The organism is Acinetobacter baylyi DSM 14961 = CIP 107474 (assembly GCF_000368685.1).
GTDB classification, from domain to species: Bacteria; Pseudomonadota; Gammaproteobacteria; order Pseudomonadales; family Moraxellaceae; genus Acinetobacter; species Acinetobacter baylyi.
The window spans coordinates 281,102-294,014 of record NZ_KB849628.1; the positions used below are offsets into that span (position 1 = coordinate 281,102).

Genomic DNA, 12,913 nt, shown 5'->3' on the forward strand with positions numbered 1-12,913 from the left:
TTATGACTCAAAAAGCGTATTAGAAATTACTTCCAGTGAATAATTAGAATCCTTAAAACAAATTTTTCGATTCGCCAAAAAAAAGCACCCTAAGGTGCTCTTTTTTTAGATCTATTGCTTATAGAGCAATGATATTTACCGCACTTGGGCCTTTTTGACCGTCTACGATACCAAATGATACACGTTGACCTTCATATAAAGTTTTGAAGCCTGAGCTTGCAATTTCTTTAAAATGAGCAAAAACATCTGGACCTGAATCTTGTTGAATAAAGCCAAAACCTTTAACTTCATTAAACCACTTAACTGTACCATTAACTGAGTTAGACATAATATATCCTATTGATTTTTAATAATTTAGAGTCATCTTTTAATGACGATTGTAACTTGGAAAATTTTAACAAATTGAGCTGAAGAATCTAAAAAAACGGAGGATTATGACTAAAACTGCGATACTTTAAGAAGATTTAACTAATGTGTCTTTTTTCTAGTTAACTCAAGCATACAGTAAATTAGAGAACATTCAAGCTTTTTATATAAAATATAAATTTTATTTATAAATGTGAATTATTGAATGCATTCATCCGTCGTCATATCAAAGAGCTAGACTCATCGTGTGCCAAATGCTACAAATAAAGCGATTCAACAGGAGTCCTTTGTTAAAGAAATTTTATGTCATAAAACAATATCTAAAAGGAATTTTAGATGAAGATTATGTTCCAGTACAAAACATCTTTTTAAACTAAAGCTCGCTTGAACTCACCAAAATAATCAAGTAAATGTAAATCATGCTATCAATTCAATAAGGATATTCTCATGAGCCAATTTCAGTTTCAGACAGTATCTAATATCATCTCAGGTCTTGGCTCAATCCAGCAACTTCAGTCTATTCTTTTAGAAACCCAATATAAAAAACTGCTTATTGTGACTGATGCAGGCATGATTCAGCATCAACTTCATTTACCTATCATTGAAATCTTAGAAGAACTCCAGATAAATTATTCGATTTTTTCCGACATACAAGCGGATCCTCCTGAATGTATTGTGCTCGACGCCGCTAAATTTGCTAAAACACAAAAAATTGACGCTATTATTGGTTTTGGTGGTGGTAGCTCTATGGATGTTGCCAAAGTAATTGCACTCCTTACTCACCCACAACAAACTCAAAGTCTTGCAGAAATGTACGGTGTAAATAATGCCAAAGGCCCAAAACTTCCTCTCATCTTGATTCCAACTACAGCAGGAACAGGTTCAGAAGTCACACCTATTTCAATTGTAACAACAGGAGAAACCACAAAAACGGGCATTGTCTCACCTCAGCTTTATGCCGATATGGTTATTTTGGATGCGAATTTCACGCTACAATTACCAGCGCACATTACGGCTGCAACGGGTATTGATGCGATGGTTCATGCGATTGAAGCTTATACCTCAAAAAATAAGAAAAATTTTTATGCCGATATGTTTGCCAAAAATGCCCTACGTTTACTCAATGACAATCTTCCAAAAGTTTTAAAAAATGCTCAGGATGCGCAAGCACGCCAAAACATGTTAGTTGGCTCAATGTTGGCAGGTCAGGCGTTTGCTAATGCTCCAGTCGCTGCTGTACATGCGCTTGCGTATCCACTTGGTGGACATTTTCATTTTTCTCATGGTCATACCAATGCATTGGTGCTGATTGAAGTCTTAAAGTTTAATGCACCACAAAGCAAACATCTCTATGCCGAACTTATGCAATGGCTTGACCCTAAAAGTAATGGCTGTGCAGACGGTTTGTGCGATTTGTTTATCGACCATATGCAAAATCATCTGGATCATAGTGGCTTGATCCTCAAATTACAGGACTTAAATGTTCCACAAAACAGTTTAAAAATGCTGGCCAAAGATGCAATGTTACAAACACGGTTGCTACAAAACAATCCTAGAGAAATGACAGAACAATCTGCTTTAGAAATTTATGAGGCGATTTACACATGAATAAAAAATCAATTAAAGCCACTCATAAAACTAGAGATCAGTTTTCTTTCTTTTTAAAAATACAAACGCGTTGGGCAGATAACGATTTATACGGCCACGTCAATAATGTCACTTACTATAGCTATTTTGATACGGCAGCCAATTCTTTTCTGATCCAGCATGTTGGCTTTGATATTCATCACTCACCTATCATTGGTCTTGTTGTCGATTCAGCATGTTGTTTTTTTCAGGAATTGTCTTTTCCAGAAATAATTGAAGTAGGTGTTGCCATTTCTAAAATTGGGAATTCCTCTTTAACATACGAACTTGCAATATTCAAAGAGAAGCATCACCAACCTTCTGCACAAGGGCATTTTGTTCATGTATTTGTAGATCGTACAACGCGCAAAAGTACAACTATTCCAGAAAATATGCGTGAGATTCTCAACAAATATATGTTGTAATTTCTGATCTATTTCAATCATCATGCTGCAAAACATTGCGTTGAAACCATGCAGCAGCATGACACGGTCATTCTAAGCCGTTAGATGTGCGGCAAGACGTAAGGCACGATATCCTGAAAAGTACGGCCATGTACATTTTCACCAATCGCGTGCATTTTCCAGGCATCATTATGGCGATAAATTTTTGCAATAATCAAACCAGTGTGTGCGCCTTGTGATGACAGTTTATAACTTGCAATTTCTTGATTATTGGATTGATCAACCAAACGACAGAATGCATTTTCAACTTTCTCAAACGTTTGTCCGCGAAAGCTACTTACAGTAAACACTAAAGATTTCACTTGTGCTGGAATCTGGTTCAAATTCACACGAATGACTTCATCATCACCATCGCCCGCACCTGTTAAATTATCACCTGAATGTTGAATACTGCCATCTTTACTTCGAAGCTGACCAAAATAAACGACATCTAATACCTGTTTATTATCATCAAATAAAATTACAGAAGCATCTAGATCGATATTCCCGCCACCACCAAAGCCAAAAAAGCCTTTACTTTTTGCAACATCCCAGCCCACACCCAAAAAGATCTGTTGTAAGCTGCTGCCATCTGCTTTTTGCAAACTAATTTTTTGGCCTTTTTCTAAATTAATTGCCATGTGTTTTTCTCCTCTGGATAAAAATGATTGTTTTAATTTGATTGATTACGATTTAGGTTTAATTTCGAGGTCAACCACTGCAGAAAATTGTTGCGGTTCCGAGAACAAATCACCACCTTACCTTGACCCGAAAAACGTAACACCATGCCTTCTCCACTGGTTACGCTATTGACCAAATTGCCAAGAAAACCGCTATTTTGTGAAGTAGATATAGATAAATTATAGTTTAAGCGTGAATCCCAGCAGACCACATGCCCATTATCAATAGTCACGTCTTTATTAGGTTCGACTTCAAGTTCAAATAAAGTCCCACAACCTGACACCACAACTTGGCCTTGCCCGCTGGTTTCCATCACCAGAAAACCACCTGTATTACCAAAAAATGCACCACCAAGGCTGCTATTTAAACGTGCTTTGACCTGAACCGAATCATGCGCTGCCACGAAAGCACCATCGCTCAGTAGATACTGAGTTGCACCAACATCCAGAATCTGCATATCGCCATCCAAAGCAGCAGATAATAGACAATCGCCATCACCACGGACTGCTTCAATATGTTGCTGAAACAACGACTCATCATTGGCGAAACGACGTAACAGGGATTGCATTAAACCACCTTGCAAACGCCCTTTTAATTCCAGAGGTGACTCCATCATTACCATGGCATTACTTTCGCAATAGATTTTGTCACCACGGCGCATGGATACATGCAGAAAAGGTTCTGGCGAACCAACTAAACTGAACTGTGCCATTGTTTATTCCTTCTAATTTCTAACAATCTGATGTTGCCGCGCAGCAATTAACCAATCAGGAAATTCTTGTAACAACAACTCATAGAGGCGCTCATCTGAAACGCCATCAATGCGGTCCAAACTAAAAAAGTTACAGTTATCGACAATTCGACCAGACATTTCATCTAACTTTTCTAATGCACCGTAGTTTCGCCCACCAATCCCGACAAATTGCCAGAAAATAGGTAGTTTGGCTGCTTGAGATAATATTTTCTGCATTTGTCGGCGGCTGCCTACACCACCATCCGAAATGAATAAAACATAGGTGGGGATTTGATCCTGAAATTTTTGGAAATAGTTAATCACCGCTTCAATGGCTGGAATTTCTTCGTTGTAACGCGCTCCCACTTGCCAGTTCTTCCAGCCTCGCTGAGTACTATTAATAAAATCGTTAACATTACTTAGAGTCACATCATCCAACTGCGTAGTTTCAGCTGCAAAAGCCCAGCATTCAAAGCTACCATCGTCATCAAAATGGATTGCAAGTGGCATCAAGCGATTCACCACTTTTTGCACATCCCCACGGCGATATTGTCCATCCATTGATCCAGATGCATCTAAAACCAAGGCAACCCGTGCAGTAACACCCAATAATTTTTTCTTTTCCAACTGAACCAATGATTTTTTGGTCAGATCGATAATGGATGCATTACCCGTTTTTTCGGCCTTTTGCAAAGATAATTTTTTCTTTAAATCGATATTCGATTGTGGTGCGACAGGTGTCGTCTGTTGTGCTGTCGGCTCTTCGGCAACTTCTCCACCAAAATGTTGAATTAAGGCAGCAAGACCTGCATTAAAGCCTTGTCCAATTGCGGCTAAACGCCAAATACCTTCTTTTCGATAAATCTCGATCAGCATGGTGGCACGTTCTTGATCAAATATGCTGGCATCTAGCTTCAGTTCAGCAATCGGCTGTAACTGCAAGTTAAGAATTTGAACTGTAACCTGCTGTAGTTGCGACATGATATTCTGTCCATCAATTGCAGCAGTCAAAACCAGATGTTGGATAGTCGCTGGCAGCTTTGCTAAATCAACTAAAAAGCGACTGCACTTATTTTGGTTTTCAATGAGACGTACCGCTTGGCATGGTGTTTCAGGTTGATTGTAAAAGGTCATGTATCGTTCATCGCTTAAACGATACTGTGAATCAAGTCCGAAACTTGCAATATCCAAATCAAAAGCTGCTTGATAGTGAATCTGGATATAAAAAGAAGATTGCCTCTGTAAAGCATCATTTAATTTTATTTTTTGTCCACGAATTAAACTCAACATATCAAGAAACAACCTATTTTTATCATTTATAAATATAAAAAAAGAAGATAGTGCCTAAACACTATCTTCCACATACATCTTAAACAGAAACACCATAAGACGCTGCTAAAGGCCCTAAGCCACCAGCAAAACCTTGACCTATTGCGCGGAATTTCCACTCACTACCATGTTTATAAAGTTCACCAAAGATCATTGCCGTTTCAGTACTACTGTCTTCAGACAAGTCATAACGTGCGATTTCACTACCGCCCGTATCGTTAATGACACGAATATAGGCATTCGCCACTTGACCAAAGTTTTGATTACGGGCTTGCCCGTCATAAATAGTAACCGCAAAAATGACTTTAGCCACATCGGTAGGTACTTTGCTTAAGTCAATGCTTAACGTCTCATCATCCCCATCGCCTTCACCTGTACGGTTATCACCATTGTGAACCACTGAACCATCAGATGACTTTAAGTTATTAAAGAAAATAAAGTCATTGTCAGCACGTACCTTACCACTTTCATTCACCAAAAATGCAATTGCATCAAGGTCAAAGGCTGCACCATCGGTTACACGCGGGTTCCAACCCAAGCCTACAGTTGTTTTCGTAATGCCTGGCGCTTCTTTGGTTAAGCTAACGTTGCCGCCTTTGGTTAAACTAATTGCCATTTGGATTTCTCCTTATTAAATTTCAATTCTTTCTTTAATTTCATTTAGATCTTGTACATCATATAAATGATGTATCTACCCATTTTTATCAAGCTTGTGTTTGTTTTTTACTGTAAGCAATAGAAGATAGTACAGCCCAAATAATGAATGCAACACCAATTAAGCCCGTAACAACTTCAGGTACATGACCACCTGTTCCAGTGTAAAGCATGATTGCAGCTAAGGCACCAATGGCATAATGTGCACCATGCTCCAGGTAGATGAAGGCTTCCAAGGTCCCTTTCTCAACTAAATAAATGGTCATTGAACGGACAAACATGGCGCCAATTGCCAAACCGAGCATAATCACAACCACATCACTTGTGATCGCAAATGCGCCAATCACGCCATCGAAACTAAAAGAGGCATCTAACACTTCAAGATAAAGAAAACCGCCAATACCTGCTTTGACGATATTAGTAGAAGTACCAGAAACCTGTTTTTCATCTGTTTCATCATCTTCACTGCTGCCTTCAAGCAAATGACCCAGTACCTGTACACCGATATAAACCACGATGCCCCAAATTCCCGCCATAATCACAATCAGCTTTTGTTGCTCTGGAACAAATGCAGCCATAATCAGCAAGGCAATCAATGACACGAATACTGACATCGCTGGAATGTTTGCTAGATTTGATAAATGTGTTTCCAGCCAATGGAACCAGTGCGTATCCTTACCATCATCAAACAAGAAGTTTAAGAACACCAACATTAGGAACATGCCACCAAAGGCTGCAATTTCAGCATGGTGTGCAAGTAGCTTCTCTGAATAAGTTTTTGGATCATTCAGTGCCAGTTTCGCAACCTCAATCATTCCCATGTCAGCAGTAACGCCAACAATCAAAAGTGGAAAGATTAAACGCATACCAAATACGGCAACTAAAATACCTACAGTCAGGAACAGTTTTTTCCAGAATTCATCCCAGTTTCGTAATACCGAAGCATTGACAACGGCATTATCAAAAGACAGCGAAACTTCCATCACAGCCAGTACAGTCGTAATGAGCAAAACTTTAAGCATCATAGACAAGCCAGCATTGGGGCCATGCGTGAGGCCCCACCATGCTGATAATGCCAGACAAATTATGGTAAAAATAATTGAGAAACGAAAATGTTTCATTTTTTTCCTTTTCTAAATAACTTTAAGTTATTCATTATTTATATTTTTTAAATGAATATCTTAGCCAATCTGAATACCGTATTGTTGGCACATGGCAGCAAGCCCACCCGAATAACCCTGACCTACGGCTTTAAACTTCCACTCGCCGTTATGGCGATAAACCTCACCAAATACCATTGCTGTTTCAGTTGAATAGTCTTCTGCCAAATCGAAACGAACCACTTCTACATTGGTATCCTGGTTCACAACACGAATAAAGGCATTTGCAATTTGACCGAAATTTTGACCGCGTGCTTGCGCGTCGTGAATGGTCACAGTAATTGCAACTTTTTCAATTTCAGGCGAGACTTTTGATAGATCAACCAACAATGTTTCATCATCGCCATCACCTTGACCTGAACGGTTGTCACCCGTATGCTCTACTGAGTTGTCTTGAGATTTAAGTTGGTTATAAAAAATAAAATCGTGATCGCCACGTACTTTACCTGTTGCAGTTAATAAAAATGCACTGGCATCCAAGTCAAATGCGGCACCATCCGTCGCACGCTCATCCCAACCTAATCCAATTAAAATTCGAACTAAATTTGGATCTGTTTTACTCAGGGATAAATTTCCACCTTTATTTAAACTAATCGCCATTTTGTTTTTTCTCCTCGTTTGAACACTTAAAATTCAATGGTTTTAATGATGTCTGTATAGATATCGAAAGTGTTGTGATCGAATACACCATTAAATATCAACTTTATTTGCTGCCTGCAACCCAACGTAGACCAAAACCAAAGGCTTGGTCCAACTCGCGATGTCCAGGTACATAGCGCACATGACGTTGTACTTGAATGCTACCACCTTGATTCACTAATTCAACAATTCCACACATTCCTAAAGGCTGTCCTTCGGTTAAACGGATTTCAATTGGTGGTTGATCTGGCACATAAATCGTGACCACAGCATCTGTTTCGGCCCAGTTCGGCACACCTTCATAAATAAATGCAAACAACACCACACGGCGAATCTGCGACCAGTGCTGTCCATTAATCCTAAGCCACTCACCCTCTGTTAATGCACCAGTACGGTCATCCGCAGAAAGTTGAACAAATGGGAAAGCGTTAAAATCACCAAATCGATTACCTAAAGCCTGAATCACCGATTTGCTACCATCTTGCATCTCGAACAGACAACCCAGATCCAGATCAATACCTTGATTTTGGTTAAGCAGCTTTTTAAAGAAGCCTCCTGATTGCGCCTGCTGACTCCGCTGATTCCAATTCAGATTAATTTTAATTTCACCAAAACCGTGAGCCTGTTTCTGTAAATTAATCTGGCTATTGCGTTTGTCTAAGGTAATTTTGCTTAAATTAATTTTAGGCTGAGGTGTTGGCGCAGGTACAGGTTGAGGCATTGGCTCAGGTGTGGCAGCTTGATCGCTAATTTCCACACCAAAATGTTCAGCTAGCGGTTGTAAGCCACCATTAAAACCCTGATTGACGAAGCGGAATTTCCACTGATCTTTATAACGATAAATTTCTGCCAAAATCAGGGCTTTTTCAGTCTTTTCGGCACTTTTTACCGTTGCTGTTGCCGTGAGCTGTCCGTTTTCCCATAATTCAATCTGAATATCTTGAATCGCATTGATTGCACCTTGCCCATCAAGGGTTGCACACATCGCAAGCTTGCTGATATCCGCATCGAATAATTGAGTGTTCAAATTAAATTGCGCAATATACGGTGCTTTTGTTGTTGCCTCGACTAATTCTACACTGCAGTTCGGTGTCTGCTTTTGCCCATAAAAGATCATGTCCGCATCACCACGAACCTTCGCCTGCGCATTCAAGACATAAGCGGTCAGATCTAAACCGATATGGGCCGCCAATGTGGTTTTAATTTTCACTTGGCACTGTGACTGGTTCAATGCCAAATTGGCGCCTGTAACAAGTTGTTGCATTGATTATTCCTATATTTTTTTGATTTTATACTTTTAGCCCAAACACTTTTGCCCGTTCTAAAATTCGTTCTGCCCAGCGGCGATGGGTTGCGGGTTCAAGCATACTGCCATGACAGGCAAATACTGCCTTACAACCATCTTGCAAAATATCTTGTGCTTGTTTTAATTCGATTTCATTGACCTGATAAGCCTGATGTACAATCGAGATCTGCGCAGGATGAATCACGGTTTTACCTGATAATCCATACTGTAAATCCAGATACAATTCATCTTGCAATAGTTTTACTTGACTAAAATGCTCACAGACAGGTGCACTCAGCGCAAAACCATAAGGCAAAAACTGGCCTGCGAGATTGGCAATTAATGTGCCAATTGGCGTTTGATATAAAGTCACATCACTAGGGCGGCGCAAAGCCAGACAATTGAGTAAATCATTGCCCCCGATCCGAAGCACCAATACTTTATGAAACTCTGGTAAAGCCTGTCTCAGCTCTTTCATTTGCTCCATATCAAAACTATCGGCTGTTTCAAGTGTCGGCATATAGTGCAGTGTTGCAGGAAGAACATCTAACCATTGCTTAAAATTAGCCAAACCAAATTTAGGCAATACCATGCCATCCAAAGCTGTGATTTCCTGCCATTCCGCTAACTCAGCGGCCATCGCAATATGACGAGGACGAATAAAGACTTTCGGGTGTTGCTCATGCCACTGTTGCTGTTGAATTTTCTGCAATAACTGTTTGAGATTTTGTTTGGCAAGCTCAACGTCTTGTTCAGTAATCGCATCTTCAAGACAGATTACCAAAGAACGTAATTCTGGATATTTTTCACCCGTTACTATTGGCCATAAATCGGGTCGAGTCGCGGGGATATATAAAGTTGCCCCTAAAGATAATGCAGATAACATAAAATTATCCTTTCCCCAATTTTTGAATTAATGTAATCGCTCGATAGGGCGCAATCTGATCACCAACCACTTGTACAGGTGTTTTTGTGATTTGGGTTAAATGGCGTAATAAACGAGTATCCTCATCATCTGCATCCCGAAGTAAAACTAAATCAGGAACACGTCTTAAAATTGCTCGGGTTGCCTCCGCGATACTGGGTTTTATTCGATTAATATTTTGAATGTCGTATTCTTGAGCCAGTTTATGTACAACCTGCTGGCTTTGATCTTGTTGTGCCTGTTGTTGTGTTTCTGCCCAAACTGCATTGGACTGTGGATTGAGCTTTAAACGGATCTGATTTATTCGCTGGATAAACTGCTGCGAAATATCAAATTCTTTTAAATGGTGATATTCAATACAGCGATGCCATTGATCAATATTCTCGGCAGTGATTTCATCGGCACTCAGGGTTTCGCCTTCACAAATACTGCGAGAGATAAGACCAGAAATGGTCGACCCCAAAATACCGGATGGAATCAACCAGTCATCACCACTGGCCGCCAACCATGCACAGCCTGCAATATCAGACAAGACCACCAAAGGTAAAGGTTTCCCTATAAAACGAGTATCATTGCCTAAGCTACGCTGTAATTCTTGACGAATCGCGCCTTTACCCGTCCAACCATCCACAAATACAATCGATGCATGCCCATGTCTAGCAATAATGGTTTCCAACGCAGCAAAATCAATGCCACGATCTCGAATAATGCTGATGCCATAATGTACACAGTCACGGCCTAAATCTTGTATTGCATGATAAAGCAATACACCTAAGGGTACGCCCGCACGTACAAAGCTCACCAATACAATCGGCTCGTTAAATTCTACAACCAAAGTTTGTGCCAATTGCTGAACTTCTTGAGCTAAACGTTGTTGGCCTTGCTGCATGGCCTGTTCAAATAACTCCAAGTGACGTGCTGTTGGCGCATTCTCTAAACTGATCATTTGTGAATAATGCTTCTCTCCTGATTGAATCAGGCGTTCTTTTTCTGCGGTATCGGTAGGTTCAATATGGGTGCGTTTAAGCAAAAAAGTGACTTGTTCTGATTGGTAACTACCGCTAAACCCTTGTTTTAAAATTAATTCAGTTGCTTTATCTTTATTGATAATCGCCATAAAATCCTTCTTGTTTGTATTGCTGGGTCAAATTATGCTTTACCCAACGATTTAATTGACTATGGTTTGGCATCCCCCACCAGTGACATAAATTCAAAAACTCTACATCAGATAAACTATCACCAAAACCAAGAATTGGACGTTGTTGAGATGCAAACTGTTGCAATACAAAGCGGGCAGCATTGGCTTTACTCACAGGTTGTGGAATCAGGGCCAAGTTATTGCCATTTAAATGAAAATAGAACCCTTCCAAAACTTCTGAGCTCAAGCTATTTAATAATTCTGGTAAGAAATTTGGTGCATAAGGATTGTCATTTTCAGTATTTTGTTTGGCAACTATATACAGCCCTAAACCTTGCTCTTCGACCACCCAAGTACGAATAGAGCCAAAATTGATCGCCTGTTGTTGTAAAGCATCAATCAATATTTGTTGACGTTCTTGATAAGAAGTCAACGCTTGTTGCATCTGCACATGCCAATCCACATTTACACTGAAATCTGGATTTAGTACCGTACCGCCATGAGAGCAAACTGCCCCATACTGAAAAGGTAAATGCACCCGAGACAATGCTTCTGCACTTCTTGCCGTGACAGGAATCAAATGAGTACTATGTAATAACCACTGCACGAAGTGCTGCTGAATTGGGTTCATATACGCCAATGCTTGTCCTTGTTTATCCGTAGTGACCATTTTAAAGTCTGTCTGAGGAACAATACGGCGATGGGTCTGGAATAAAGTATCATCCAGATCAACCAACATGAGCGGCGTTGCAATATTTTGCGCATCAAATAAGAAATTATTCATTTGTACCACATAGATTAAGATTTTGATGTGGAAATTCTACGGCACTGATCACTTCAGCATTTGGAATCGCGTCTAATAGACTACTGGCAACGGACTCAGCACAGGTTTCCACGGTAATAAAAATTCGGTCATATTCTGATGGATTAATGTTGTAGACAAAGTTCTGAATACCCAAGCCATAGTTATCTGAAAAAGCCAAAGCAGACTGAATGGCATGCCCTATAGCTATAGGTGAGCGGGTAATTGCACTAAATTTCACCTCTGCACCCTGTCGCTGTAAATCTTCTGCCAATAAAAAAGACGACCAGACATATTCACCACTTCCCAACACTAAAATTCGTTGTTGAGGTTTAACCTTCAAACGAATATAGGCGGAAGTATCTTGAATGGGTAATCGCCCCCATGTCGGCTCAGATAAGGTCGCATACGCACCAAAAGCCACGGTATCTACTTTGGGCATATTAATCTGTAACGGTTCTTTGGCATCTTGCCACTGCCATTTACCTGTCATCAATGCGACGGACTGACAATTTAATCCAGCCATATGAATACCTGATGACCAATCCGCCAAAGTTGCAGTTACGACATGAGACATTTGATCAAGACCAGCCGCTTGTAGTGCTGAAACTAGATTGATAAAAGTTTTTCCTGTAGAAGCTTCATCATCGACCAATACAATACTTTTGCTGGCTAAAATTTTCTTTTGAATATCAGCATCAGGCGATCCATACAGCAATTGATCTTGCGCATGGCTGTGTTCCTCTAAAAAACGAGCCAATAATGGTGCGCCCTCAACAGGATGACGAGTAGTAGTCACATACAATGCATCAGGATAGCGTTCCTGCAAGACTTGATGTACACCTGCACCTAGCCCCACAGCCGTTTCAGCCATTCCAATCACCAAGATGGGCTCAGGTAAATTACTTGGAATCAGTTGGGCCAAATCTGTAAATGCATGACGCATCACTTTAGGACTTACAGGAATATGTCTCCCCAAAACTTTTGAGACAAATAAAAAAGCTCTTTTGGGATTTATCCGTTCGGCAAAACCGAGTAAATCTTGCCATTTCCAATGGCTATTTTCATCAGGCTGTAAATCCAGTTTGCCTCGTTGTAATTCAATTTCAATCATATAATTCTTAAATCTAAT

The 12,913-nt window shown here is 40.0% G+C and carries 14 protein-coding genes; 2 read left to right on the top strand and 12 right to left on the bottom strand.

The features are described 5' to 3' along the window. Nucleotides 1-118: 118 nt before the first annotated feature. On the bottom strand, nt 119-328 hold the full coding sequence (locus F952_RS10725; RefSeq protein ID WP_004927215.1) for a cold-shock protein: 210 nt from the start codon (nt 326-328) through the stop codon (nt 119-121). Between the two features lie 485 nt (nt 329-813). Between F952_RS10725 and F952_RS10730 the strand changes: the two genes are divergently transcribed. Together F952_RS10730 and F952_RS10735 are read left to right on the top strand one after the other, a co-directional pair. Then, entirely contained in the window at nt 814-1,974 is a 1,161-nt protein-coding gene (locus F952_RS10730) for an iron-containing alcohol dehydrogenase (protein ID WP_004927217.1), read from the top strand. Continuing rightward, complete coding sequence (locus tag F952_RS10735; RefSeq protein ID WP_004927222.1) at nt 1,971-2,417, top strand: acyl-CoA thioesterase; 447 nt, start codon at nt 1,971-1,973, stop codon at nt 2,415-2,417. The genes F952_RS10730 and F952_RS10735 overlap by 4 nt, the downstream gene beginning before the upstream one ends. An 80-nt stretch (nt 2,418-2,497) precedes the next feature. On the opposite strand, the gene F952_RS10740 is transcribed toward F952_RS10735, so the two are convergent. The 11 genes from F952_RS10740 to F952_RS10790 all read right to left on the bottom strand — a co-directional run bounded on the left by F952_RS10740 (nt 2,498) and on the right by F952_RS10790 (nt 12,895). After that, nucleotides 2,498-3,076, bottom strand: coding sequence for a TerD family protein (locus tag F952_RS10740; protein ID WP_004927224.1), 579 nt, complete (start codon nt 3,074-3,076; stop codon nt 2,498-2,500). 32 nt (nt 3,077-3,108) lie between these two features. Then, on the bottom strand, nt 3,109-3,828 hold the full coding sequence (locus F952_RS10745) for a TIGR00266 family protein (RefSeq protein WP_004927228.1): 720 nt from the start codon (nt 3,826-3,828) through the stop codon (nt 3,109-3,111). 12 nt (nt 3,829-3,840) lie between these two features. Beyond that, nucleotides 3,841-5,139 (bottom strand): VWA domain-containing protein, encoded by a 1,299-nt coding sequence (locus tag F952_RS10750; RefSeq protein ID WP_004927230.1) that lies wholly within the window; start codon nt 5,137-5,139, stop codon nt 3,841-3,843. Between the two features lie 79 nt (nt 5,140-5,218). Beyond that, complete coding sequence (locus tag F952_RS10755) at nt 5,219-5,794, bottom strand: TerD family protein (protein WP_004927233.1); 576 nt, start codon at nt 5,792-5,794, stop codon at nt 5,219-5,221. Nucleotides 5,795-5,882: 88 nt separating this feature from the next. Then, the gene (locus F952_RS10760) at nt 5,883-6,953 is read right to left on the bottom strand and encodes a DUF475 domain-containing protein (protein ID WP_004927236.1); all 1,071 of its coding nucleotides are present in this window, start codon (nt 6,951-6,953) and stop codon (nt 5,883-5,885) included. Between the two features lie 60 nt (nt 6,954-7,013). After that, nucleotides 7,014-7,592, bottom strand: coding sequence for a TerD family protein (locus tag F952_RS10765; protein ID WP_004927241.1), 579 nt, complete (start codon nt 7,590-7,592; stop codon nt 7,014-7,016). A gap of 103 nt (nt 7,593-7,695) precedes the next feature. Continuing rightward, nucleotides 7,696-8,895: a TerD family protein gene (locus F952_RS10770; RefSeq protein ID WP_004927244.1), complete on the bottom strand. Its 1,200-nt coding sequence runs from the start codon at nt 8,893-8,895 to the stop codon at nt 7,696-7,698. Nucleotides 8,896-8,920: 25 nt separating this feature from the next. Beyond that, complete coding sequence (locus F952_RS10775) at nt 8,921-9,802, bottom strand: HpcH/HpaI aldolase/citrate lyase family protein (protein ID WP_004927245.1); 882 nt, start codon at nt 9,800-9,802, stop codon at nt 8,921-8,923. A 4-nt stretch (nt 9,803-9,806) separates the two neighbouring features. After that, entirely contained in the window at nt 9,807-10,958 is a 1,152-nt protein-coding gene (gene stiP / locus F952_RS10780) for a cysteine protease StiP (RefSeq protein WP_004927249.1), read from the bottom strand. Next, entirely contained in the window at nt 10,942-11,763 is an 822-nt protein-coding gene (locus F952_RS10785; RefSeq protein ID WP_004927252.1) for an HAD family hydrolase, read from the bottom strand. The genes stiP and F952_RS10785 overlap by 17 nt, the downstream gene beginning before the upstream one ends. Beyond that, on the bottom strand, nt 11,756-12,895 hold the full coding sequence (locus F952_RS10790; protein ID WP_004927253.1) for a phosphoribosyltransferase domain-containing protein: 1,140 nt from the start codon (nt 12,893-12,895) through the stop codon (nt 11,756-11,758). The genes F952_RS10785 and F952_RS10790 overlap by 8 nt, the downstream gene beginning before the upstream one ends. Between the last annotated feature and the right edge of the window lie 18 nt (nt 12,896-12,913).